Source organism: Agrobacterium sp. CFBP 3001 (genome assembly GCF_027871605.1).
Taxonomy (GTDB): Bacteria; Pseudomonadota; Alphaproteobacteria; order Rhizobiales; family Rhizobiaceae; genus Agrobacterium; species Agrobacterium leguminum.
In genome coordinates, this window is record NZ_JAQAHD010000014.1 from 22,991 (window position 1) to 48,035 (window position 25,045).

The 25,045-nt window shown below is 60.4% G+C and carries 25 protein-coding genes; 8 read left to right on the plus strand and 17 right to left on the minus strand.

Annotated elements, in window-relative coordinates; all coding sequences use genetic code 11:
• The first annotated feature begins 11 nt into the window (after nt 1–11).
• The 6 genes from PH605_RS17390 (at nt 12) to PH605_RS17415 (ending at nt 7,979) form a co-directional block, all read left to right on the plus strand.
• Complete coding sequence (locus tag PH605_RS17390; protein WP_003519648.1) at nt 12–1,121, plus strand: ABC transporter ATP-binding protein; 1,110 nt, start codon at nt 12–14, stop codon at nt 1,119–1,121.
• A gap of 19 nt (nt 1,122–1,140) precedes the next feature.
• On the plus strand, nt 1,141–1,845 hold the full coding sequence (locus PH605_RS17395) for a DUF624 domain-containing protein (RefSeq protein WP_142845542.1): 705 nt from the start codon (nt 1,141–1,143) through the stop codon (nt 1,843–1,845).
• 48 nt (nt 1,846–1,893) lie between these two features.
• Nucleotides 1,894–3,174, plus strand: coding sequence for an ABC transporter substrate-binding protein (locus tag PH605_RS17400; RefSeq protein WP_125145029.1), 1,281 nt, complete (start codon nt 1,894–1,896; stop codon nt 3,172–3,174).
• Nucleotides 3,175–3,244: 70 nt separating this feature from the next.
• On the plus strand, nt 3,245–5,110 hold the full coding sequence (locus PH605_RS17405) for a DUF2264 domain-containing protein (protein ID WP_142845543.1): 1,866 nt from the start codon (nt 3,245–3,247) through the stop codon (nt 5,108–5,110).
• A 5-nt stretch (nt 5,111–5,115) separates the two neighbouring features.
• Nucleotides 5,116–6,783, plus strand: a complete 1,668-nt coding sequence (locus tag PH605_RS17410) for an acyltransferase (RefSeq protein WP_142845544.1) — start codon at nt 5,116–5,118, stop codon at nt 6,781–6,783.
• A 50-nt stretch (nt 6,784–6,833) separates the two neighbouring features.
• Nucleotides 6,834–7,979, plus strand: coding sequence for an alpha-hydroxy acid oxidase (locus PH605_RS17415; protein ID WP_003519654.1), 1,146 nt, complete (start codon nt 6,834–6,836; stop codon nt 7,977–7,979).
• A 38-nt stretch (nt 7,980–8,017) separates the two neighbouring features.
• Here PH605_RS17415 and PH605_RS17420 read toward each other — a convergent pair whose 3' ends face one another.
• Nucleotides 8,018–8,362: a hypothetical protein gene (locus PH605_RS17420; protein WP_142845545.1), complete on the minus strand. Its 345-nt coding sequence runs from the start codon at nt 8,360–8,362 to the stop codon at nt 8,018–8,020.
• A gap of 235 nt (nt 8,363–8,597) precedes the next feature.
• Between PH605_RS17420 and PH605_RS17425 the strand changes: the two genes are divergently transcribed.
• Nucleotides 8,598–9,539 carry a bifunctional helix-turn-helix transcriptional regulator/GNAT family N-acetyltransferase gene (locus tag PH605_RS17425; RefSeq protein WP_142845546.1) on the plus strand — a complete coding sequence of 314 codons (942 nt, stop codon included), beginning with the start codon at nt 8,598–8,600 and terminating at the stop codon, nt 9,537–9,539.
• 73 nt (nt 9,540–9,612) lie between these two features.
• Here PH605_RS17425 and PH605_RS17430 read toward each other — a convergent pair whose 3' ends face one another.
• The 15 genes from PH605_RS17430 to PH605_RS17500 all read right to left on the minus strand — a co-directional run bounded on the left by PH605_RS17430 (nt 9,613) and on the right by PH605_RS17500 (nt 22,995).
• Nucleotides 9,613–10,644, minus strand: a complete 1,032-nt coding sequence (locus PH605_RS17430; RefSeq protein ID WP_125145035.1) for an L-idonate 5-dehydrogenase — start codon at nt 10,642–10,644, stop codon at nt 9,613–9,615.
• A 65-nt stretch (nt 10,645–10,709) separates the two neighbouring features.
• Complete coding sequence (locus PH605_RS17435) at nt 10,710–11,384, minus strand: 4-carboxy-4-hydroxy-2-oxoadipate aldolase/oxaloacetate decarboxylase (RefSeq protein ID WP_078052143.1); 675 nt, start codon at nt 11,382–11,384, stop codon at nt 10,710–10,712.
• Nucleotides 11,385–11,474: 90 nt separating this feature from the next.
• The gene (locus tag PH605_RS17440; RefSeq protein WP_065656613.1) at nt 11,475–12,311 is read right to left on the minus strand and encodes an ABC transporter substrate-binding protein; all 837 of its coding nucleotides are present in this window, start codon (nt 12,309–12,311) and stop codon (nt 11,475–11,477) included.
• 32 nt (nt 12,312–12,343) lie between these two features.
• Nucleotides 12,344–13,111 (minus strand): amino acid ABC transporter ATP-binding protein, encoded by a 768-nt coding sequence (locus PH605_RS17445; protein ID WP_142845547.1) that lies wholly within the window; start codon nt 13,109–13,111, stop codon nt 12,344–12,346.
• Complete coding sequence (locus PH605_RS17450; RefSeq protein ID WP_035225052.1) at nt 13,108–13,869, minus strand: amino acid ABC transporter permease; 762 nt, start codon at nt 13,867–13,869, stop codon at nt 13,108–13,110. The genes PH605_RS17445 and PH605_RS17450 overlap by 4 nt, the downstream gene beginning before the upstream one ends.
• Nucleotides 13,866–14,573 carry an amino acid ABC transporter permease gene (locus PH605_RS17455; protein ID WP_003519671.1) on the minus strand — a complete coding sequence of 236 codons (708 nt, stop codon included), beginning with the start codon at nt 14,571–14,573 and terminating at the stop codon, nt 13,866–13,868. The genes PH605_RS17450 and PH605_RS17455 overlap by 4 nt, the downstream gene beginning before the upstream one ends.
• Nucleotides 14,570–15,370, minus strand: a complete 801-nt coding sequence (locus PH605_RS17460) for an SDR family oxidoreductase (protein ID WP_142845548.1) — start codon at nt 15,368–15,370, stop codon at nt 14,570–14,572. The genes PH605_RS17455 and PH605_RS17460 overlap by 4 nt, the downstream gene beginning before the upstream one ends.
• Nucleotides 15,371–15,539: 169 nt before the next feature.
• Entirely contained in the window at nt 15,540–16,475 is a 936-nt protein-coding gene (locus tag PH605_RS17465) for a 2-hydroxyacid dehydrogenase (RefSeq protein WP_142845549.1), read from the minus strand.
• A 9-nt stretch (nt 16,476–16,484) separates the two neighbouring features.
• Nucleotides 16,485–17,240, minus strand: coding sequence for an SDR family oxidoreductase (locus tag PH605_RS17470; protein ID WP_142845550.1), 756 nt, complete (start codon nt 17,238–17,240; stop codon nt 16,485–16,487).
• Entirely contained in the window at nt 17,237–18,223 is a 987-nt protein-coding gene (denD, locus tag PH605_RS17475; protein ID WP_142845551.1) for a D-erythronate dehydrogenase, read from the minus strand. Before denD ends, PH605_RS17470 begins: the two co-directional genes overlap by 4 nt.
• Nucleotides 18,224–18,266: 43 nt before the next feature.
• Nucleotides 18,267–19,775 carry a tripartite tricarboxylate transporter permease gene (locus PH605_RS17480; RefSeq protein ID WP_142845552.1) on the minus strand — a complete coding sequence of 503 codons (1,509 nt, stop codon included), beginning with the start codon at nt 19,773–19,775 and terminating at the stop codon, nt 18,267–18,269.
• Nucleotides 19,772–20,224: a tripartite tricarboxylate transporter TctB family protein gene (locus tag PH605_RS17485; RefSeq protein WP_142845553.1), complete on the minus strand. Its 453-nt coding sequence runs from the start codon at nt 20,222–20,224 to the stop codon at nt 19,772–19,774. Before PH605_RS17485 ends, PH605_RS17480 begins: the two co-directional genes overlap by 4 nt.
• A gap of 72 nt (nt 20,225–20,296) precedes the next feature.
• Nucleotides 20,297–20,965, minus strand: a complete 669-nt coding sequence (locus PH605_RS17490; RefSeq protein ID WP_142845554.1) for a 4-carboxy-4-hydroxy-2-oxoadipate aldolase/oxaloacetate decarboxylase — start codon at nt 20,963–20,965, stop codon at nt 20,297–20,299.
• A gap of 94 nt (nt 20,966–21,059) precedes the next feature.
• Nucleotides 21,060–22,013 carry a tripartite tricarboxylate transporter substrate binding protein gene (locus PH605_RS17495; protein ID WP_142845555.1) on the minus strand — a complete coding sequence of 318 codons (954 nt, stop codon included), beginning with the start codon at nt 22,011–22,013 and terminating at the stop codon, nt 21,060–21,062.
• Between the two features lie 94 nt (nt 22,014–22,107).
• A complete protein-coding gene (locus PH605_RS17500) occupies nt 22,108–22,995 on the minus strand; it encodes a LysR family transcriptional regulator (RefSeq protein ID WP_065656623.1) in 888 nt (295 codons plus the stop codon).
• A gap of 197 nt (nt 22,996–23,192) precedes the next feature.
• On the opposite strand from PH605_RS17500, the gene PH605_RS17505 reads away from it, so the two are divergent.
• The gene (locus PH605_RS17505; RefSeq protein WP_142845556.1) at nt 23,193–24,122 is read left to right on the plus strand and encodes a DMT family transporter; all 930 of its coding nucleotides are present in this window, start codon (nt 23,193–23,195) and stop codon (nt 24,120–24,122) included.
• Here PH605_RS17505 and PH605_RS17510 read toward each other — a convergent pair.
• Nucleotides 24,091–25,017, minus strand: a complete 927-nt coding sequence (locus tag PH605_RS17510; protein WP_142845557.1) for a DMT family transporter — start codon at nt 25,015–25,017, stop codon at nt 24,091–24,093. The genes PH605_RS17505 and PH605_RS17510 overlap by 32 nt on opposite strands.
• Between the last annotated feature and the right edge of the window lie 28 nt (nt 25,018–25,045).

Consider the following 25,045-nt stretch of genomic DNA (forward strand, 5'->3'; position numbering starts at 1 on the left):
GCGAGGAACAGATGGCTAGCATTTCCCTGAAAAAACTCAACAAGACCTTCGGCGCGCTCAAGGTCGTTCACGATATCGATCTGGATATTGCCGACAAGGAATTCATCATCCTGGTCGGCCCTTCCGGATGCGGAAAATCCACGACGCTCAGGATGATCGCCGGGCTGGAGGAAATCTCCGGCGGCGAGTTGCGCATCGGCGAGGACGTGATGAACGATGTCCCCTCGAAGGATCGCGACATCGCCATGGTGTTCCAGAACTATGCGCTTTACCCGCACATGACGGTCTACAAGAACATGGCCTTCGGTCTGGAACTCAGAAAGGCGCCGCGCGATCTCATCGACACCAAGGTCAAGGATGCGGCGAAAATTCTCGACATCACCCATCTCTTGAACCGCAAGCCGAAAGCGCTCTCCGGCGGCCAGCGCCAGCGTGTCGCGCTCGGCCGGGCCATGGTGCGCAATCCGGAAGTCTTCCTGCTCGATGAGCCACTTTCCAATCTCGACGCCAAGCTGCGCGGCACCATGCGTTCGGAAATCTCCAAGCTCCACAAGCGGCTGGACGCCACCTTCATTTACGTTACCCACGATCAGGTGGAAGCCATGACCATGGCGGACCGCATCGTGGTGATGAAGGACGGACATATCCAGCAGGTGGATACGCCGCAAAACCTTTACGACCGGCCGATCAACATGTTCGTTGCGGGTTTCATCGGCGCGCCGCAGATGAACATGCTGCCAGTCACGCTGCGCCGCGACGGCGACCGCTTCACCGCCCTGTTCGACGGCAATCCGCTGCCTCTGCCGGCAGGCATCGATACCGCACGCCTGCTCCCCCATGAAGGAAAGGACATCGTTCTCGGCATCCGGCCGGAAAACTTCCACGAATTCGCCCCGGCGGATATCGATGCCGCCAATGTCGCACCCTTCCGGGCGACGGTGGAACTGGCGGAGCCGATGGGATCGGAAGTGCATCTCAACCTTGTCTCCGGCGGCAGAAACCTCGTCGCACGCGTCTCGCCGCGTTTCAGGGCGAAGATCGGCGATCCCGTCGAACTGGTGGCCGATCTGACGAATGCGCAGCTTTTCGATCCCGCCACCGAGCGATCGATCCTTTATTGAGGCGATGGGGAGAAACGCGATGCAATGGCTGGAAGGGTTATGGACGAAGGAAGGGGCCGGGATCGACAAGAACGCCCCGCCGCTGACCGGCCTTGCCCTTTTCCTCGATATCATCAAGCGCGAATGGTGGGAGATGGTGAAGCTCAACCTCCTCTTCATCATCGCCAGCCTGCCGGTGGTGACGATGCCGGCGGCGATGCTGGCCATGGCCCGCATCTCTGTTTCCTTCGCAAATGACGAGAATACCTATCTGCTGCGCGACTTTCTCGAGGCCTTGCGGAAATTCGCCCTGCGCGGCACCGCGCTTGTGGTTTTAAGCGCGCTGCTGGTGAGCGCCGGTGCTTATGCGACCGTCAGCTATGCCAGTGCCGCCCGGCTTCAACTCGTCTATAGCCTGCCTTTTGCGATCAGCCTGGCGGTCACGCTGTTTCTAATCCTCCTCAGCGCCTATGCCAGTGTTGTTCTGGCCAAGCGGGACCTGCGGCTTTCGGAGACCCTGCGGCAGGCGGCGTTTCTGGCGCTCACCAGGCCATTGCCGATGCTTGCGGTGCTCGGCTTCGTCGCGGCGCTCTGGCTCGCGCATATCCTCTTTTATCCGGTGTCAGTGTTCATGCCGGCCACCATCAATTTTTCGCTCGGCATGTTCGCCCTCTGTTTCGCAGCGAGAAACGCCGCCGCAAAAACACGCGCGCGGATGCCCGAACCGGCGGGGAGCGGCACTTAAAGCAGACCAGAATCAAAACGACATCAGTCAGGGAAGGAGAAACGGGCTATGGAGTTTAAGACAACCAGACGTGCATTCGCTCTCGCAACCGCCGGTCTCGGCATTGCCATGGGCATGGGAGGAACGGCGTCCGCTGCGGGCGATGCGCCCGTTACGCTGAAATGGGCGCTGTGGGATCTGGACAAGGGCGCATATTTCAAGCCCTTGATGGAGGCCTACAAGCAGAAGCATCCGAATGTGACGTTCGAGGTGGTCGACCTCGGCTCACAGGATTATACGCAGATGATATCCACGCAGCTCACCGGCGGCTCCAAGGATATCGATGTCGTCACCATCAAGGATGTGCCCGGCTACGCCAATCTGGTGCGCGCCGGCAACATCACCGATCTCAGCGGCTTCATCAAGGACCAGAAGATCGAGACGGCCCCCTATGGCGGCCTGATCGAGGAGCTGACCATTGACGGCAAGATTTACGCCCTGCCGTTCCGCTCGGATTTCTGGGTGGTCTATTACAACAAGGATATTTTCGACAAGGCGGGCGTGCCTTACCCCACCAATGACATGAGCTGGGCGCAGTTCGATGAGATCGCCGGCAAGCTGAAGGGCGGCATGGGCGCAAACCGCACCTATGGCGCGCTGCTGCACACCTGGCGTTCGACGGTGCAGCTCCCCGGTATTCAGGATGGCAAGCACACGCTTGTGGACGGTAATTATGAATTCCTGAAACCCTGGTATGAGCGTGCGCTTGCCCTGCAGAAGAGCGGCGCGATACCGTCCTATGCCTCGCTGAAAACATCGAACACCCATTATTCCGCTCTGTTTTTCAACGGAACGATCGGCATGCTGCCCATGGGCACATGGTTTGTCGGCACTCAGATCGCCAAGGTGAAATCCGGCGAGTCGAAAAGCGTCAATTGGGGCATCGTGAAGTTCCCCCATCCGGATGGTGTGGCGGCAGGCGCGACGGCCGCGCAGATTGCCGGATTGTCGGTCAATGCCAATTCCGGCCACAAGGAAGCGGCGCTTGACTTCATCCACTTCGTTACCGGACCTGAAGGTGCGGCGATCATCGCCTCTACCGGCACTTTCCCTGCACTCAGAACCGATGATGTGGCCGAGAAGATCGCAGCGCTGCCGGGCTTCCCGCAGGACCAGAACAGCAAGGACGCGCTGCAGGCCGGCAAGGCCTATCTGGAAATGGCGGTCAACCCGAATGCGGCGAAGATCGAAGTCGTTCTTAACCGCGTGCATGACGCGCTGATGACCGACAATATCTCCATTGATGACGGCATCAAGGACATGAATGACGGCGTCAAGGCCATCAAATAATTGCCACAGGGCCGCGGGCGATGAGCCTGCGGCCCTTTCCTTTGATCATGAATTCCGGACATCCGTCACCGTGCCTCACGAGACCGCCACAGCCAATCCGCTCTTTCACAATCCGCTTCTCGGCAGGGACGATCTCGCAAAGGCGGTGATCGATCTCTTCAACCCGCTGCTTGCCTGTTTTTCACCGGGCGGCTCGCGCGTCCGGCTTGGAGCAACGGGGGCGATTTTCGATTTTCCTGCGGCGGAGCTGGAGGGTTTTGCCCGGCCATTATGGGGCATCGTTCCGCTCGCCGCCGGCGGTTATGATTTTCCCCATTGGGATCTCTACAGGCGTGGACTGGCCAAGGGCGCCAACCCCGCCCATCCCGAATATTGGGGCGATACGGCTGATCGGCACCAGCGGCTGGTCGAACTGGCGGCGATAGGATTTGCGCTTGCCATGGTTCCCGAACATATCTGGGAGCCGCTTGCCGAAACGGACAGGCAGGCTGTCGCCGCCTATCTTCTGTCCGCCCGCGAGCGGGAATTCGTCGACAATAACTGGAAATTCTTCCGCGTTCTGATCGATCTCGGGCTGGAGCGGGTCGGTGTGGAATTCGACCGGACCAAGACCCAAACCTATCTCGATGAACTCGAGGCTTTCGATATAGGCAACGGCTGGTATCGCGACGGGCCGGTGCGCCGGGTCGACCATTATATTCCCTTCGCCATGCATTTTTACGGCCTGATCTATACGGTGCTGGCGAAAGGCGACGACACGCGAAAGACACGCTTGCTCGAACGCTCGCGCATTTTCGCGCGTGACATACGCCACTGGTTCGGCCCCGACGGGGCCTCGCTCGCCTTCGGGCGCAGCCAGACCTACCGTTTTGCGGCAGGCGGTTTCTGGGGCGCTCTTGCCTTTTCCGGTCTGGAAGCGCTGCCGTGGCCAGAGATCAAGGGTTATTACATGCGCCATATCCGCTGGTGGTCGAAGCGGCCGATCGCGGACCGCGACGGCGTCCTGTCGGTCGGATACGCCTATCCAAATCTTCTGATGAGCGAGAGCTACAATTCTCCCTGCTCGCCCTATTGGGCGCTCAAATTTTTTCTGCCGCTGGCGCTGCCCGCCGATCACCCGTTCTGGACTGCGGAAGAAGCCGAACCGCAGGAATTTGCCGAACCGGTTCCCCTCGCTGAGCCGGGCATGGTGGCCTTTCATACGCCGGGCAATATCGTGGTCCTGTCCTCCGGGCAGCAGCACGACAGGATGCGCGGCGCGCAGGAAAAATATTCGAAATTCGTCTATTCCACCCGTTATGCCTTCAATATCGAGGCGGATGACCGGCATTTCGCCGCTGCGAGTTTCGATGGCATGCTCGGCCTCTCCGACGACGGCGTGCACTTCCGCACCCGCGAGACGATGGAAGAGGCGTTGATCGCCGAGGATTGCCTCTATTCTCGCTGGCGGCCATGGGCGGATGTCGAGATCGAAACCTGGCTCGTGCCGCAAAACCCCTGGCACATAAGGCTGCACCGCATCCGCACACCGCGCCCGCTGCAAACATCAGAAGGCGGATTTGCCATAGAACGCGCCGATTTCAACCGCGACCGCACCGAGGCGAGTGAAGGTCGCGCCGTCTGTTACGGACAGACTGACACCAGCATCATCGTCGATCTTTCGAGAGATATAAGGCGCGAAGGCGTGTGCCATCAGGCAATCGCCAATACCAACCTCATTCACGCCAGAACGCTTGTTCCGCAATTGCGCGGCGCCATCGCCTCCGGCGAAACGCTGCTGGTGACGGCGGCCCTGGCACTGCCGGCCGGCAAAGAGGCAGAGGCCGCATTGGCTGCCCTCCCCGAAAGTCCCGATCTCCCGAGGTTGGAAGAGATATTCAAGCGAGCGGGGCGGCGCATTCCCGCCCATGCTCTCGATGAAAACCGCGCAGGCTGACGGAGATGACATACGACACACCGGGTGTTCCCCAGAGACCGGATCGGCTGAACATCCTGACCTGGGAGCGGAAGCAGGAGGATATCGACAGCCCCGACCATCAGGCGCGGCTGCGTGGCCTCGAGCGCTCTGCCAACGCCGTTTTCGGGCAGGGCGTGTACATTGCCGACAAGGCGGAGGTGCATACGGACAGGCTATTGATGGGTGCGCAGTCGTGGATCGCCGGTTACGCAATCGTACGCGGCGATATCGAACTCGGCGAAAATGTCTCGATCAACCCCTATGCCTGTCTTTCCGGTAAGGTCACAATCGGCAACGGCGTGCGCATCGCCTCACATGTCAGCATCGTTGGCTTCAACCATGGCTTCGACGACATTGAAACTCCGATCTATCGCCAACCGCTGACCTCACTCGGGATAGAGATCGGCGACGACGTCTGGATCGGCGCCAATGCGGTTGTGCTGGATGGCGTGAAGATAGGGTGCGGCGCAATTATTGCCGCAGGCGCCGTGGTGGCGAAGGACATTCCCGCCATGGCCATGGCAGGCGGCGTTCCCGCCCGGGTTCTGCGATATCGCGGAGAAAAAGCGGCTGCGCCGACGCTGATGGAACCCGATGGCCTGCTGCAACAACTCGGCAAGGAGATTGCCGACGACTGGCTTGCCGCTATCCGCTCCTATGGCGAGGATGGCATCTATCGTTCCGCCGATGCATCCGGACGTGAGGTCGAAAGCGTCAGGCACCTGTGCGATGCCATCGAGATCGCAGCAGCCTTCGGGCAGGAGACTATTGCTTTCGATGCCGTAAAAACCGTGGCCACTCTTCAGGCCCTGCAGAATCGGGAAACGGGGCTGTTTCTTAACCGTCACCACCGCCCCTCGACGCCTCCCGAGAAGGACCCTGCCGTCCTCTATAATATTCTGGCTGCCGGATATGGGCTTGAATGTTTCGGTGCTACGCCGAAACAGCCAATCGCTTTCGTGGAGCGTCTGCGCGCCGACGAACTCATCCTCCTGCTGGAAGAATTGCCATGGCAAAGCCGTGCATGGCATTGCGGCGCCACCATAGACGCCATTGCCACCGCGCTTTATTTCAACAGGCGCTATTTCACATCCGGCGACAACCTCACCGTTCTCTTCGGCTGGCTGGCGATGAATGTGGATAAAACCACCGGGCTTTGGGGTGAGCCGACTGCCGCACAGGGCCTGCTGCAACCGGTCAACGGCTTTTACCGGCTTACCCGCGGCTCTTACGCACAGTTCGGCCTGCCCCTTCCCCATCCGGAAGCAGCAATTGACTCCGTTATCGCCAATTATCGTGCCTATGGCGGTTTCCATGGCGAGGATTTTAATGCCTGCAACCTGCTCGATACGATCCATCCGCTTCTTCTGTGCCTGAAACAGACGGATCACCGGCAGGACGAGGCGAAGGAAATCGCCCGCGAAATTCTGCGCCAAAATGAGGGACGCTGGCAAAGAAACAGGGGATTTGCCTTCGCCGAGGGGCATCCGGCCGGGCTGCAGGGCACGGAAATGTGGATGTCGGTTCTCTGGCTTTCAGCGAAGCTTCTCGATGCGGAACATCTCCTGCCGTTTCAACCTCGCGGCATCCATCGCTTCGAGCCTGCGGAAATCGTCCGTGGCCTGATTGCCCGCTCTAAATCTCCGGTATAGGTTTCCGACACTCTTTTGAAAGCTTTCAAACCGGACCGGTCGAGTAAAAGATGCAACTCAAAGACTGCTATAATTTCCACGATTTTCGCCGCATGGCCAAACAGCGTCTGCCCGGACCGATCTTCAATTATATAGACGGCGCCGCCGATGACGAGGTGACGTATCGGCGAAACACGGCCGCCTTTGAAAAATGCGATCTCGTTCCCGATGTGCTGCGGGGCGTAGCGGATGTGGATATGTCGGTCACCGTCATGGGGCAGAAGCTTTCCATGCCGGTCTATTGTTCGCCGACGGCGCTGCAACGCCTCTTCCACCATCAGGGGGAACGGGCGGTTGCGGCAGCGGCGGGGAAATACGGTACGATGTTCGGCGTCTCCTCGCTCGGCACCACGAGCCTTGAAGAAGCGCGCCGGATCAGCGGCGGCCCGCAGGTCTATCAGTTCTATTTCCACAAGGATCGCGGCCTCAACCGCGATATGATGGCGCGCGCCAAGAGCGCCGGTGTCGAGACGATGATGCTGACGGTGGACAGCATTACCGGCGGCAACCGCGAGCGCGACAAGCGGACCGGCTTTGCCATTCCGTTCAAGCTCAATCTTTCCGGCATCGCGCAATTCGCCATCAAGCCGGCCTGGGGCATCAATTACCTAACGCATGAGCGCTTCAGCCTGCCGCAGCTCGACGACCACATTAAAATGGACGGCGGCGCTCTTTCCATCAGCCGCTATTTCACCGACATGCTCGACCCTTCGATGAACTGGGACGATGTGGCGCAAATGGTGCGCGAATGGGGCGGGCCGTTCTGCTTAAAAGGCATCATGTCGGTGGATGACGCCAGACGCGCCGTGGAGATCGGCTGCAGCGGCATCGTGCTTTCCAATCACGGCGGGCGTCAGCTCGATGGCTCCCGCAGCGCCTTCGATCAGTTGGCCGAGATCGTCGATGCGGTCGGCGACCGGATCGACGTGATGATGGATGGCGGCGTACAGCGCGGCACCCATGTTCTGAAAGCATTGTCTCTCGGCGCAAAAGCGGTGGGGCTCGGCCGCTATTATCTTTTCCCCTTGGCTGCTGCCGGGCAACCGGGCGTCGAACGGGCGCTCGAGCTGATGCGTATCGAAATAGAGCGCGGCATGAAGCTGATGGGCTGCACCTCCGTCGATCAGCTCACACGCCGGAACCTTCGGTTCCGTTGAACAGGCGGGCGTTAGGGAAGAACTGGGGCGAAGCGCGGTCACAACCGACTACTGAAACCGCATGCCGTTTCAGCCGCGTTTCGTCGCTGTTCCTGAAGAGCTATGCCGATATTCCAGACGAGCGCCAGGCAAACAAGTCCGCAAAAACAGGCTGAAATCAGCGAGCGATGGCGTTTGGCTCCGGAGAGAAACATCCAGCCGATAATTGCATAGGCCGCAAGCGCCGGCACGGCGGCAATCAGAACGGATATGGGGCCATCGCAATCGACGGCCTCGACGCCGATGGCGCGATATTCGTTCGGGGTTGCCACCAGACCGAGGACGGCCACGGGAAACATGGCCGCTAAAACCGCGTAACGGAAAAATCGGGGCGTGTCGGGCATGCCTGCTCCATAGCCGGATAATCAACTGCCGCAAACGGCGCAGGTAAAGTCCCGCCGCGCGATCTCAGCGAATATCCATCTTGCCGATAATATCGGTTTAGCCGCCATTGTCGGCGACCGGAAGAGCAGATTGCCCGCTTTTGCTGAGAAAGCCAGCCTTTTACGTCGGGAGCAATCTTGGCAAGTCAGGCGGAATATGATTATGGTTGCATGATGCAACCATAATGGATTGAACGTGCCCCAACAGCCATTCCCCATAAACGACATACGGTCCACCTCCCGCCGGCTCGTCCGCGAACTCGGCTTCATGGGGGGAGATTTTGCAGGCACCGATCTGCCGCCCTCCGCCGTGCATGCCCTGATTGAGATCGAGGCATGCCCCGACATCACGGCGCGGGATCTGGGAAAACTTCTGCGGCTTGAAAAATCGAGTGTCAGCCGCATGCTGCGCAAGCTCGTCCTGTCGGGCGATGTTCGCGAAGAAACGGATGAAGGAGACAGCCGCATCAAGCGGCTGCGTCTTACAGGTCAGGGACAAGAACAGGTGAGCGCCATTCATGGCTTCGCGAACCGGCAGGTCTCCGGCGCCCTGACGCAGCTTACATCGACGGATGCCGACACGATCCTCCAGGGGCTTCGTCTTTACGCCGATGCGCTGGGAGACAGGACCGATACCGTTGCTCCCTCCATGGAGATACGGGAAGGATACAGACCCGGCATCATTGCCCGGATCACGCAGATGCATGCGCTTTATTACGCCCGGACATCCGGCTTCGGCCAACGTTTCGAATCCGTCGTGGCCGAAGGCCTCGCCGCTTTTTCCAACCGGCTCGAAAGCCCGAAGAATGCCATCTGGGTCGCAATGCGCGGACAGGAGATCATCGGCTCCGTCGCTATCGATGGCGAAGATCTCGGAGCGGATATTGCACATCTGCGCTGGTTCATCGTTGATGACGGCGTGCGCGGTGGCGGTGTCGGACGCAGGCTGCTGGAAACCGCACTGGCCTTCGTCGATGAAAAGGGCTTTGCCGAAACCCATCTCTGGACATTCAACGGCCTTTTGGCCGCACGGCACCTTTACGAAGCCCATGGTTTCGCATGCGTCGAGGAACATCCGGGCAGCCAGTGGGGAAGCGAGGTTCTGGAACAGCGCTTTGTCCGGTCACGGCCCGAATGATCTTTCAACCGCGCACAAACGGCCGCAATCGGAATCGTCCTGCGGCCGTTTCGAAATCGGGTACCGGCACCCGTTAAAAGGCGAGTTGAACCTTCATCGACCTGCTCCTGTCACCGGCGGTTTCGAATGCCGCAACCGCCTCTTCTAGCGGAAAGGTTCCAGTCAGCAGGGGCTTCAGGTCGACACGGCGCTGGTTGATGAAATCGACGGCAAGTCCGAATTCCTCATGGAACCGGAAGGTGCCCTTCATCTCGATTTCCTTGGCGACCACCATATTCTGCGGAATGGACACATCGCCGCCAAGACCGAGCTGAACCACGGTGGAACGCGGTTTCAGCGCTTCAAGACCAGAACGGACGGCTCTTTCATTGCCGGACGCCTCGAATTGCACATCGAAATAACCCTTGTTTGCCGAATAGGCGGAGAGCGCATCCGGGTCATCGGCGACATTGATGACACGGTCGGCGCCGATGGCGAGCGCCTTTTGCAGAACCGCATCCATGACATCGGTTGCGACGATTTCCCGGGCGCCATGGGCGCGGGCGGCGATGATGGCAAGCGCACCGATCGGCCCACAGCCGGTGACGAGAACGCGTTTGTCGGTCAATGCGCCGGCACGGTTGACGCCATGCAGCGTTACCGCGAAAGGTTCGGCCATGGCCGCTTCATGGATGGAGACGCCATCCCGTACCTTGTGGCACTGATATGCCTCGGCGACGAGACGCTGACGGAATGCCCCCTGAATATGCGGCATGGGCATGGCGGAGCCATAAAAGCGCATGTTCAGGCACTGGTTCTGCTGACCCTTCAGGCAGAATTCGCAATGGTTGCAGGGCCGGCTCGGCGATACGGCAACGCGGTCGCCAACGGCAAGGCCGGAGACACCCTCTCCCAAAGCCTTGATGGTGCCGGCCACCTCATGGCCGAGGATCATCGGCTCCCGCACGCGCACGGTGCCGAAGCCGCCATGATTGTAATAATGCAGGTCGGAGCCGCAGATGCCACCCGCTTCGATAGCCACCTCGACCTGCCCCGGACCGGGCTGCTCGGTCTCCCGTTCCTCGATCCGCAGATCCTTCGCCGCGTGGATGACAACCGCTTTCATAGTCTCTCCTCCCATAAGGCTCACACGGCGGCAGTCGCCGCCGTTGCCCATTGTCCGGACTTGTCTCAGATATCGACCACGAGGCCCTTGGCTTTCAGAACCGGCTCGAGCTTGCTGACCTCGATCACCGACTTGCCCTGCTTGTAGGCTTCGATGTAACCGGCCTCGGCATCTTCGCGGGCCTGCGAAAGCCTGGCCGCTTCCTGTGCCTCCTCGCGCCTGACGACCACAAGGCCATCAGCGTCGCCGACGATGATATCGCCCGGATTGATGATCTCGCCGCCGACGATCACCTGATCGTTGACCGCCGCAATGGTCTCCTTGACCGTACCCTTGATGCAGACGCTGAGCGAGAAGACCGGAAAGCCGAGGTCCCGCAGCTGCAGCGTGTCGCGCACGCCGGTATCCGTTACCAGGCCGCCGATGCCTTTTGCGAGGCAAGCATTGGCGAGCACGTCACCGAAGGAGCCGGCTTCTTCATATTCGCCGGCGGAAACGACGATGATGTCACCCGGCTTGGCATAGTTGATGGCAAGCTGCAGCATGATGTTGTCGCGCGGCGCGCATTTGACCGTGAAGGCCGGGCCGCAGAGTTTCATGCGATAATCGACCGGCTTCAGCCGCGAGGACAATGCGCCGCGACGTCCCTGCGCCTCATGGATCGTGGCGGGAGAGAATTTGGCAAGCGCTTCGACATCCGCCTTGGCCGGACGCTGCGCGATATCTTTAATGTGGATCATGAAAACCTCCCACGTTGAAGCTGTCGGCGAGAGCGTCTCGCCGACCGATAGTGTTGAAGAGTTGGAAATTGGCCGAGGCTGAGCCGAAGCTCAGGGGATCGGGTCGAACTTCAGTTCGGACAGAGGCACGACCTTGTCGGTCCGCGTCATCTTGTATTCGGTGTTCGGGCCAAGCCACTTGTCCCAGATGCGGTTGATTTCACCATCCGCATCGAGCTTGCGCAGGATTTCGTTGATCTTCGCGGTCAGCGCCGGGTTGTCCTTGGCCATGCCGATGCCGATGGGCTGGAAGAGCATCGGCTCTTCGATCATGCGCATCTGCTTGCCCTTGGTCTTGGATTCATTGACGAACTTGGTCATCGTCATGGTGTTGCCGACGATGCCGCGCGCCTTGCCCTGCTGCACGGCGAGATAGGCGGATGCCGTGTCTTGGAACGTCAGCGGCTCGGACTTGTTGAGCTTGACGGAGAGTTCCGATGTCGAGCCCTTGCTGGACGCGATGCGCTGGCCGACGAAATCGGACTTCTTGGTGCCGGGGTCATCGACCGGAACGATCAGCATTTCCTTCGCCAAGTAATATGGGTCGCTGAACTGGATCTGTTCGGCGCGGCTCTGGGTGTAAGCGAGGTTGGCGACCGAGAGGTCGACGCGGCCGAGCTTGACTTCGGGAACGCGCGCTTCGACCGACACTGGCTTGATCTCGGCCTTGACGCCCAATTCCTTGGCGATAGCGCCACACAGATCGACGTCGAAGCCTGCCATTTCGCGCGTCTTCGGGTCCGGCGAGGCGAAAGGCGGCACATCGGCGAATGTCGCGCAACGCAGCGTCTTGTTCGCCATGATCGTGTCGAGCTGGTCGGCCTTGGCCGGCAGAACCGCAGCCGAGGTTGCCAATATGGCGGTAAGAGTAATGCACTTCCAGTTCATTTCAGTTCTCCCTGTTATTATAGAGGTTGGGTCTAGTGTCTCAAATCGGCAAGAAACCGCTGGGCACGCGGATGTTGCGGATTTTTGAAAAACTCGTCCGGTTTTGCCGTTTCGAGAATGCGCCCTGCATCGATGAACCAGATGCGATCGGCCACTTCACGGGCAAAACCCATTTCATGGGTGACGCAGAGCATTGTCATGCCTTCGGCGGCGAGGCTCTTCATGACGGCGAGCACTTCGCCAACCATTTCCGGATCGAGCGCTGAGGTCGGCTCGTCGAACAGCATGACCGGCGGCTCCATGGCGAGCGCCCGCGCGATGGCGACGCGCTGCTGCTGACCGCCGGAAAGCTGGGCGGGATAGGAACTGGCTTTGTCGGCCAAGCCGACGCGGTCGAGAAGCTTCAGCGCCTTGTCATGGGCGACGGCCGGAGAAACGCCCTTCACCCGGACCGGCGACATGGAGACATTCTCCACCACCGACAGATGCGGGAAGAGGTTGAAGCTCTGGAAGACGAAGCCCACCCGGCTGCGCAGTGCATTCAGCTCTTTTGCGCGCATCTGGGCATGGATGTTCCTTCCGTCCAGCATGATCGAGCCGCTGCTGATCTCTTCCAGACGGTTGATCGTGCGGATGAGGGTGGACTTGCCGGAGCCCGACGGCCCGCAGATGACCACGACCTCGCCACGGGTGACGTTTTCGTTGACATCCTTTAGCACCTGATAATCGCCATAGCTTTTGCAGACCTGCGAAAGCGTGATGGTGTAGGCGTCCTGAGTGGCGGAAACTGGCGCGGTCATAGCTGCTCCGTAGCGATATTGGCGGGGGCCGGTGCCGTGTCTGCGGCAAGCTTGCCGCGCGGGCCGGCCCGGCGGCGGGCGATGCGCCGCTCGAGAAGGTTGGCGACATGGGTGAGCGACCAGCAGATGATGTAATAGACCAGCGCCAGAATGAGGAAGACCTGGAAGGGCTGGGTCAGAAGCTGATTGTTCACCTGGTTCGCCGCAAAGGTCAGGTCCGGCACATTGATGACGTAACCGAGCGTCGTATCCTTGATGGTGGATACGAAGGTCGAGATCAGGCTCGGGATCATGTTGTAGAGCGCCTGCGGCAGGATGACATAGCGCATCGCGCCGAAATAACCGTGGCCGAGCGCCCGTGCCGCATCCATCTGCCCCGTGCCCAGCGATACGATGCCGGCACGGACGACTTCGCTCATGAAAGCGCCCTGATAGATGACGAGCGTGGTGAGCATGGTGACGAAGCTCGGCACATCGGCGCCGGTCCAGAGCGGAACGAGAAAATAGCTCCAGAGAATGAGCATCAGCAGCGGCACTCCACGGGTGAAATAAACCACTGCGGTCACCGGCCAGCGCAGGGCCCGCCATTTCGACAGCCGCGCCAGCGCCATCAGAATGCTGACGGGGAAGGCAAGCGCAATGCTGAGAGCCGACAGGATGAGCGTGTTGGCAAGGCCGCCGAGCGGACCGTTGGGATATTGGCCGATCAGGAGCAGCAGCCAGTAATCCTGGATGATTGCGATCATGTCGTGGATCATGCCCGCGCCCTCCGCAGAGGATCGGCACGCATGGAGATATAGGCTCCGAGACCCATGATCAGCAGCGAGAAGAACAGATAAAGCACGGTGGCGACCAGATAGACCTCAAACGTCCGGAAACTCAGATTTTCGACTTCCTTAACCGCATGGGTGAGTTCCGGTGCGCCGATCAGAACGCCGAGACTGCTGTTCTTGAAAAGCGAGGTGCTGTGGTTGATAAGCGGCGGCAGCGCGTTGCGAACGCCCTGCGGCATGATGACGAACCGCATGGCCGAGACATAGCTATGCCCGAGTGCACGTGCGGCCTCCATCTGGCCGGGATTGATGGAGCGAACGCCCGAACGCAGATCCTCGCTGAAATAGGCGGCCTGACAGAGACCGAGGCCGATAATGGCGAAGATCGCTTCCGCATTATGGCTGGAAAGCCAGCTGGCCAGCCCGCTCGGCAGCAGCGTGAAGACGCCGAAATACCAGAGCATCAGCTGCACAAGCGTCGGCACGTTGCGGTGATAGGACACATAGGCCGCCACCAGCGGATCGCCGAAGCGGAAGGGCGAGAGGCGGATGGCGAGAAGCACGATGGCGAGCGACATGGCGAGCAGCCACGAGCCGGCATAGATGATGAACGTCATCTGGATGCCATGCAAAAGCATCGAGACGTAGTCCGCATTGTTCAAGATTGCGCCGAGGTCAAAACCGCTCACGCGACTTTTCCTCCGGCTCCGCCCGCCGCGACCTTTTCAGCCGGCCGATTTTCAACCGCTTGGGGCTTGGCCGTCTGCAGCCCGCCCATGACCTGAAGCGTCGGGGTAATTTCCATGTGGCCGATATTCATGGCCACGGGTGCGGCGATGGCAAAGGCAATCGCATCGGCGATATCGGATGCCTGCGGCAATTCGAAACCATCGATGAAACGTTCGCGAATGCTCGGATCATCGCCATGCACATGGTTGAAGATATCGGTCGCGACGCGGCCGGGGCAGATTTCCGTCACCCGCACGCGTTTACCGAAAGCATCGATGCGCAGCTGGTTGGACAGCATCGCCACGCCGGCCTTGCTGGCATGATAGGTGGAATTGCCGCCGAAATTATAATTGCCGGCAATGGAGGAGATGTTGATGACGTGGCCGCGATCGCGCGCCACCATGCCCGGCACGACCATGCGGCACAGATGCAGCACGGCGCGCAGGTTGACGTCGATCAGGAGATCGATATCGCTCTCATCCGCTTCCAGAAACTTCTTCGGGCGGTCGACGCCGGCATTATTGACGAGGACATCGAACGCAATCTCACTGGTGAGCTTTGCAAGCGCCGGCCGGTCCGTCACATCGATGGCATGGGCAAAGCAGCCCGTGCGCTTCGCCAGCTTGTTGAGAGCGTCCGCGCTTCTGGCAACCGCATGCACTTCCAGCCCTTCGCGGCAAAGGCGCTCCACGACGGCGGCGCCAATTCCGGAAGATGCGCCGGTTACGAGTGCGGTCTTGTAGTCTGAGAATGGCATGTTTGTCCCCTATCGTTGAGCAAACATTAGTGAAGCTTTCATCGCTTGCCTAAGACCGATTTTTTTTGGAGTAATAAGCAACTTGTATGGATGGCGATTGCACCACTTTAAGCGATGCGGCAATCCGGCCGGCGGGGCATATGTTCCCCGTGCCGGCCACTGGTACATTCTAGACCACCGCCGTCGGCAGGTCCTGTCCTGCGAAATGCGCATCCAGATTGGCGAGAACCAGAGCGCCCATCTGAAGCCGCGTCTCATGGGTCGCAGCGCCGATATGCGGGGCGAGAACGACATTGCGCATGCCGATCAGCGCCTCGGGAACATGCGGCTCGTTCTCGAAAACATCGAGTGCCGCACCCTTCAGCCCGCCTGCCACAAGAATATCGACCAGCGCCTTTTCATCCACCAGCGATCCTCTGGCGACGTTGACGAGCACGCCATCCGGCCCCAGCGCCGCCAGCACCTCGCGGTTGATCGCGTGCCTGGTCTCCGGCGTCGCCGCCGCCGCGACGATCAGGACATTGCAGGCGCTTGCGAGCGACACTGCCGTTGAATGATAGCCATAGGCCACGTCCTGTTTCCGCCGGCTGAAATAGGAAATCTCCGCATCGAAGGCTTCCAGCCGCGCCGCGATGGCGCGGCCTATGCGGCCAAGCCCGTAAATCCCGTAACGCCGCCGCGAGGCCTTGTTGCCAAGCGGCATCTCGGCTTTTTTCCACTCCCCCGAGCGGACATGGTGATCCGCGCTGACGAGCTGGCGCAGCAGCATGATGGAAAGGCCGATGGCGAGATCGGCGACATCCTCGGTCAGCACGTCCGGCGTGTTCGTGACCCTGAAGCCGCGCGCGCGGGCCTGATCAAGATCGACCTTGTCGAAACCGACGCCGTTAATGGCGACGATTTCGAGAGCGGGCAGGCAGGCGGCGAGATCAGGGGCAAGGCCGATATGACCGCCCGTGACGACAGCCTTTATCGAAGCCGCCTCCGCCTGCAGAAACGCCTGTTTGTCGGATATTTCGTGCCAGCGATGGACCCGGAAGCGCTTTTGCAGTTCGGCTTCTATCTGTGGCTGAAGCGGGTAGGTTTGCAGAAGATCGGGCTTCATGCGCGCTCCTTAGCCGCGACCGACGAAAGGCATGCCGCTCGCCATCACCGTCATGGTCAGCACATTCGCTTCCAGCGGCAGCGAGGCCATATGCACCACGGCTTTGGCGACGATGCTGGCATCGATGGTCGGTTCGACGGCGGTGCTGCCATCCGCCTGCAGCACACCGGTCGCCATGGCGCGCGTCATTTCGGTGCTGGCATTGCCGATATCGATCTGCCCGCAGGCAATGTTGAATGCCCGGCCATCCAGCGCGGCCGACTTGGTAAGGCCGGTGATCGCGTGTTTGGTCGCGGTATAGGGCGCCGAACGCGGCCGCGGCGTGGTGGCCGAAATCGAGCCGTTATTGATGATGCGCCCGCCCTGCGGCGACTGCGCCTTCATCTGGCGAAATGCCGCCTGGGTGCAGAGAAAGGCGCCCGTGAGATTGGCCCCGACCACCGCGTTCCAGGTTTCGAACGGCACATCTTCGATATGGACAGCCGGCGCCGACATGCCGGCATTGTTGACCAGAAGGTCGAGGCGGCCGAAACGTCCAGTGACCTCCGCAAACAGCCGTTCGACATCGGCCGGAACGGAAATATCGGCCGCGACGGCAAGAATACGGTCTCCATATTCGCGCCATTCGCCAACGGCGGCATCCAAAACCTCACGCCGCCGCCCGGTGATCGCGACGCTGTAACCATCCTCCAGAAGCGCCTCGGCAATCGCCTTGCCGACTCCTGTTCCTCCGCCCGTAACGAGCGCGATCTTTCCATCACTCATGCTGCTTTCCCCTCCAGCTCATCTTCCACATGCGCCTGAATGATCTCGGCAAAGGACGTTTCCGCCCTGAAGCCAAGCGACAGCGCCAGTTGCGGATCGTAATCCTCGGCCCAGCCGTCGACGATCCGGATGATACGCTCGTCGGGAACACGCTTGATAAGCGCCACGGCCTTTTCCCCGGCAAAGGCGCGCAGGGCCTCGATTTCATCGGCCACCGTCGCCGAAAGTCCCGGCATGATGAGATTGCGGCGAACGCCGAGCCCGGAGAGATCGACGCTCGCGGCGCGCAGCAGGAAGGCGACGGCCGAGCGCGGGCTGGCGAACCAGTGGCGCACGGTATCGGCAACGGGCAACACCGCTTCCTGGCCCACCAGCGGTTCGCGCAGAATATTGGAGAAGAAGCCGGAGGCAGCCGCATTCGGCTTGCCGGGGCGGATACAGATGGTGGGCAGGCGGATGCTGACGCCATCGAAGAAACCGCGACGGCTATAATCCGCAAGCAACAGCTCCACGATCGCCTTCTGCGTGCCATAGCTGGTCAACGGCGCCGGCAGGAACTCGTCGCCAATTACCTTGGGGAAAGGCGACCCGAAAACCGCGAGCGACGAGCAGAAGACCACACGCGGGCGGTATCCATCCTTCTGATGCTCCAGACGAATGGCCTCGAACAGCGAACGCCCGCCATCGAGATTGATGCGATAGCCCTTCTCGAAATCGGCCTCCGCCTCTCCCGAAACCACGGCGGCGAGGTTGAAGATCACATCCGGTCGCTTGGCAATCAGCTTTTCGGCGACGCCGGCATTCGACAGATCGCTGCGCTCGACGGTCACTACGTCGCCAAAGCCCTTCGGCGCGGTCGGCTCGAAAACATCCGTCAGCGTCATTTCGGTGATATTCGCACCGCCAAGCTCTCCGTCAGAAGCGAGACGTTGCGTCAATTTGCGGCCGATCATTCCGGCGGCGCCGATTATCAGAATATGCATTGTTTCACCTTTGTTTGGCCGGCCGTGCCGGCTCGATTGATCGTCAGTCGTCATCACCCTGGAACACCACCTCGCGACGGCGCATGATCGCCGGCATCGCCATCATGATGACGACCATGCCGGACAATGCGAGCAGGGTGGCGCTGATCGGATGGGTGACGAATGTCGAGAAACTTCCCTGCGAAATCAGCAGCCCTAGGCGCATGTTCTGCTCCAGAAGCGGACCGAGAACGAAGCCCAGCACCAGCGGCGCCGGCTCGCAGCCGATCTTGCGCAGGAAGCCGACAATGCCGAAGACCGCGCAGAACAGAACATCCACGACACTATAGGACAGGCCATAGGCCCCGATGGCGCAGAACATCAAAATGGCGGGGCACAAGAAGCGATAGGGTATGCCGAGAAGGCGAACCCAGATGCCGATGAGCGGCAGGTTCAGCACCAGGAGCAGAAGATTGCCCACCCACATGCTGGCGATAAGCCCCCAGAAGAGATCGGGCCGCGACTGCATGACTTCAGGTCCCGGTGTAATGCCCTGTATCATCATCGCCCCGACCATCAGCGCCATCAGGCCGTTGGCGGGAATACCGAGCGTCAGAAGCGGGATGAAGGAGGTCTGCGCGCCGGCATTGTTGGCGCTTTCCGCCCCCGCCAGCCCTTCGATTGCGCCCTTGCCGAAACGGGATGGATCCTTGGCGATCTTGCGCTCCAGCGCGTAGCTCGCGAACGAACTCATAATCGCACCGCCGCCGGGCAGCACGCCGAGGAAAGAGCCGAGCGCCGTGCCGCGCAGCACGGCCGGAAAGGCCTGTTTAAAATCCTGCCGGGTCGGCATCAGCGATCCGGTTTTTACCGTGTCCGCATCGCGCTCCACGCCCTGCTGCAGGTTGAAGAGGATTTCGCTGACGCCGAGAAGCCCTATGGCAAGAACGACGAAATCGATACCGTCGAACAGTTCCGCCATGCCGAAGGTGAAACGCTGCTCGCCCGATGTCGGATCGATGCCGACGAGGCTGAGTGCAATGCCGAAGGCGACCATGCCGACCGCCTTGACCGGCGATCCGCTGGACAGGAACACGGCAAATAGCAGCCCGAAGATCACCAGACTGAAATAATCGGCCGGGCCGAAGGCAAGCGCAATGGCCGAAAGCGGCTTTGCGACAACGACGATCAGGACCGTCGCCACCGTGCCGGCGAAAAACGACCCGAGCGCCGCCGTGGCCAGCGCCACACCCGCCCTGCCCTGCCGGGCCATGGCATATCCATCGATGCAGGTGACAACGGATGAGGATTCACCCGGCAGATTGACGAGGATCGCCGTGGTCGAGCCACCATACTGCGCGCCATAAAAAATGCCTGCGAGCATGATCAGCGCCGCCGTATCCGGCATCGTATAAGTGATGGGCAGAAGCAGTGCGACGGTGGCGGAAGGGCCGATGCCCGGCAGGATGCCGATCATGGTGCCGAGCGTGACACCCAGCAGGCAATAGAAAAGATTGACGGGTGTGACGGCCACGCCAAAACCGAGAACGATATTGGAAAGAAGATCGGTCATGGCAGCAACGGTATCCTCTGTCCGAGGCCCACAACGAAAATGAGGATGCAGGCGAGGATGAGCACGGCAGAAAGCAGCAGAACCTCAACCGGCCGGATCCTGCCATAAGCGATGCAGGCGAGCGCGATCAGCACGAAGGCAGCGGCGATAAAGCCCAATGGCTCGATCAGCAGCGCAAAACCGGCAATGCCGGCGACCGCCAGAAACGGACGCATTTTCGGCGCCACCCAAGCTTCGGACGGTGTCTTTCCCAGCAGATCCTGCAAGAGGAGCGCGATACCCAGCGCAAACAGCAAGGCTGCGATGACCGTTGGCATATAGCCGGGCCCGGGCTGGAAATTGGTGCCCATGCTCAGCGGCCGCGCACCATAATAAAGCCCGGCGGCGGCCACCAGAAAGAAAGCCCCGGACAGAATATTCGCCGTCAGTTTCGAGCCGTTTTCGGCCATGATTATCTCCCCTCCTCATCGAGAAATACGCCGCGCCTCCCGACACGGCGTATCCAACGTTTAATCACTGGCTCAATCGGCCCAGACACATCCCTTCGAGCGCATCATTTCATAGCGATCCTCGATATCCATCTTGCCCTGACGGTGCAGCTCCATCATGTGGTTCTCGTGGTCGTCACGCTCCTGGCAGGCCTTGACGAGCTTTGCGATATCCTTCTCGCGAACAACGACAACGCCGTCATCATCGCCGCAGACGATATCGCCGGGGCTGATCAGTTCACCGCCGACCACGACCGGATGGTTGATGGTGCCGAGTGTGTCCTTTGAGGTGCCCTTCATGCAAAGCCCGAGCGAGAACACCGGGAAACCGATCTCGCGCAGCCCCTTGCCATCACGCACGGCGGCGCTGACCACGAAACCGACAATGCCCTTGCCGATGCAAGCGGCAGCCAGCACATCGCCAAAGCCGCCCTGATTGGGATTGTCACCGCCATCGATGACCAGCACATCGCCGGGCTTCGCCAGATTGATGGCTTCGAAAATCATCAGATTATCGCCGATGTGGCATTTCGCGGTGATCGCCGGGCCGCAGATTTTCAGGCCGGGCTTGATCGGCTTGATACGATAGTCGAGAGCGCCGAGCTTGCCCTGCGCCTCGTGAATGGTGGCGGGGCTGAATTTGCTGATTGCCTCGATATCGGCTTTGGAAGGGCGCTGGAAATTGCGGATGACATGGGCCACTGGCCGGATTCCTTTCAACAGTGGGTCATAGCCGGGCCGCAGACCGGCCCAGGCATCATTTGGTGGGGGTGAGAGAAGCGGTCGTACCGGCCGCTTATTTTGTCCAGGGCTTGCTTTTCCAAAGCTCGGCCAGATTGGCGTTGCCCTTCTTGAGCGCCTCGGCAAATTCGGCCTGTGTCAGCGGCAGCATCGTCAGCTCACGCTTTTTGGCATCGGCAAGATAATCCGGATCCTTCAGCGCCTTCTGGAAGGCATCGACCAACTTTGCCTCCACATCCGCCGGCAAGCCCTTCGGCGCGCCGAAGCCCGCCAGCAGGCTGAACTGAACATTGTAGCCGGCTTCCCTGAAGGTCGGCACATCAGGCGAAAGCGGCGAACGCTCGGCACCGGAGGTCGCAAGCACACGCAGCGCGCCCGAGCGATTGTCGGCAAATACCTCGTTGAGGTTCATGAACCCGAGTGTGACGTGGTTGCCGAGCATCGCAAGCCGTGCCGGCCCACCGCCATTGAAGGGCACAAAATTGAGCTTCACGCCCGCCGCCTCTTCGAACAGCAGGGCTGTAATCTGGCTTGGGTGACCGATACTCGTCACGCCAACGACGACCGGGTTCGCCTTGGCCGCCTCCACGAACTCCTTGGCGGTCTTGATTGGCGATACCTTGTTGACCGTCAGCGCCAGATCGCCGCCGATCTGGTTTGCGAGCGGGGTGAAGGCGTCTTCCTTGTAGCTGGCATTGCCCTGCACGATCGGCGAATACATGGATGGGAAATTCAGCGCTCCGATGGTGTAACCGTCAGGCTTCGCATTGGCGATATAGGTCGCGCCGATCAACCCGCCGGCACCTTCGCGGTTTTCCACCACGACCGATGTGCCGAGATATTTTTCAAGATAGGGCACTAGCGCCCGCGACTGGATATCGGTGCCGCCGCCGGCCGGATAACCGATGACGAGCGTCACCGGCCGCTCCGGATATTCCGCCGCCGCCCCTCCCGCAGCCAGCATTCCCGCCGCCGCCAGCATGCCAAACAGAGATGTCTTCAAACGCATATCTTTTCCTCCCCGATACGCTTTCACCGGGGAGGCTAGGAAGAAGCCATCAACAATACAAATACCGAGTTTTCAATTTACCCATACAGATCGTTTATGGGTTGAATGCCGGCTCGCGTCTTGCGACAGCCCGCAAAAGGTCGCGGAACAGCCTGAACGTTCGCTCATCCACTTCCCTACCCTTTAACAGATGGATGGAGCGATAAATGACGGGCTGGGTGATATGGGCGGCCTGAAGCTGACCAGCCTCCTGCTCCTGCTGCACCGAATTCCATGACAGGATCGTCGCACCGATACCGGCGCTGACGGCGCGTTTGATCGTGTCCTGCCCGTCGATCTCCATGGTCACGTTCAGTGTTATTCCGGCGCGGGCGGCGGCCTCGTCGATCGATATGCGCAGTGGATTGTCTTTCGGCGGCAGGATCAGGTTGAGCCCTGCTGCAGCCTCAAGCGGTATCGACCGGCCGATAGGCCTTGAGGAAACGGCAAACAGGCTCTCCTTGACGATAAGATCGTCGGCCTTGTCCTCCGCACCCACCAGCGCAACGGCCATATCCACCTTGCCGAGACGAATAAGGCGCAGGGATTCGTCATTGCGCGCCTCTATCAGCCGCAGCGACACCTTGGGCATCGAAGCGGCAACTTCGCTGATGATGCTCGGCGCAAAGGCGGTCGCCCAGGAGGGGATGAGGCTCAGCCGGATCACCCGCTCATCCAGATAGGCCATGGCCCGGATTTCCGCTTCCGCCTGCCGAACCTTCTCGGTAATCTCCCGTGCATGGGAAAGCAGGACTTCACCCTTTTCCGTCGCCTTCACACCCCGCGCCAGCCGGTGCAGCACTGGAAAACCAACCAGCCGTTCCAGTTCCGTAATGTGATGGCTGAGCGCCGGCTGGGCTATCCCCAATTGCCGCGCCGCCGCCGACATGGAGCCGCAATCGGCAATCGCGACCAGATATCGCAGCCTGCGCAAATCCAACATGCCCGCTTAACCTCCCGCCGGTTAGAAATGCGATCATGACACCAAATCACCGCGGGGGCCTAGGGGAAAAGCGTCGTCCGGTGGTCCTGCCGGTCTTCAAGGGAGTAATGGGGTAAGACAAGATTCTTATGACAGCCGGCTAAGGCTTTTCTCCGCTTCTTCCCCATGACACGGTTTGGGCTGCGATGGGGAGCGGGATGAATCCTAAGACCGGAATTTTGCTCAAGCTGACGGCCATGCTGGCATTCACAGTCATGTCCGCCTGCGTGAAGGGCCTGGACGGGGCGATCCCGGTCGGCGAAGTCGTTTTCTGCCGGGGATTTTTTGCCCTCATTCCCCTCTGTCTCTGGTTCATCGCCTCCTCGGAGCGGATAACCGTGCCGGCCGCGAAGAACATCGGCAGCCTGCTCGCGGGCAGCTCGGCCGGGCTAGGCGGCATGTTCTTCGGCTTTCTCGCCCTCGCCTATCTGCCGCTGGTGAATGTGACGGTGCTGAGCTACACGACACCGCTTTTCACCATCATGTTGGCGGCGCTGCTGCTTGGCGAAAAAGTGCGGATATATCGCTGGTCCGCCGTACTGACCGGTTTCATCGGTGTCTTCATCACGCTCTCGCCGAAACTGATCTTCGATGCCGCCTCAGGCCCCGCTCAAACAGACTGCGTCGCAATGATCGGAACCGCGCTGGCGCTCACCGGTGCGCTTTGCGCAGCCTTTTCCTCCATCGCCGTCCGCCATCTGAACAGCATCGAAAAGCCGTCGCGCATCGTGCTCATCTATACGCTGACGAGTGTGGTGGCCGGCCTCGCCACGCTCGGATTTGGATGGAAGATGCCGGATTTTCACCAGTTCCTGCTGCTCGCCGGCGGGGGCCTTGCCGGCGGCATCGGCCAGATCGCCATGACGCTCAGCCTGCGCCACGCCCAGGCCTCGCTGCTGGCGCCGTTCGATTACACCACCATGATATGGGCAATCGCCCTCGGTTATCTCTTCATGGCCGAAGTGCCGACGGGTGCGACCATCATTGGCGCCTTGACTGTCATCGCCGCCGGGCTTTTTGCCATGTGGCGCGAAAACCGGCTGGCGAAACAGGCCGTCAGGGAGCCGACAGCGTCAGCTGTTCCGTAACGCGCTTTTTGTGCAGCCGCCTTTCCCGCCACAGCGTGAACAAACCGGCGGCAACCACGATGGAAGCCCCCAGAATGGTCGTCAGGGCCGGAACCTGATCCATGAAGGCATAACCGATCAACAGCGCCCAGATCATCGTCGTATAGTCGAACGGCGCGAGCAGGGACGCCTCGGCATAACGCAGGCTGAGCGTCACCAATATCTGCGCGATACCGCCAATAAGACCGGTGCCGATCAGCAGGGTCCATTGCCACGCGGTCGGCATTTTCCAACCCATGCCGATGCTGGCAAAGCCGATGACGGTGGTGAGCAGGGTGAAATATAAGATGATTGCGCCGGTGTTTTCCGTCTGCGTCAAATGCCGGATCTGGATCATCGATATGGCGGAGAAAAAAGCCGCCGCCAGACCGAACAGGCCGCCGAGCATGGCGACGCCGGAACCGGAAGCGACATCCGAAACATCGAAGGAAAAATGCGGCGACAGGATCAGCACGATGCCGCAGAGCCCGACGACCACCGCCGTCCAGCGGTCAATCCTGACGACTTCCTTGAGAAGCAGCACCGCCATAATGACGGTGAAGAGCGGTGTCGCATAACTGATGGCCGTCGCGTCGGCCAGCGGAATGTAGGCCAGCGCCAGATAGCTGAAGACCATGCCGCCGGTGCCGGAAAAACTCCGCACCAGATGGCCGCCAATATGGCTGGTTGCCACCTGCCTTCGAAAACCGCCCTGCGCCGCCATCCACAGACAGAGCGGCAACATGGCCACAGCCGACCTGAAAAAGACCACCTGCCCGATGGGTATTTCGCCCCTCAGGCTGCTGATGCAGGCGCCCATCAGCACCAGAGCGAGCGCTGCGGAGATTTTGAGGAGAATGCCTTTGCGGGAATCCATGGTTCGTTCCTTCGGAGTCTTCGAACCG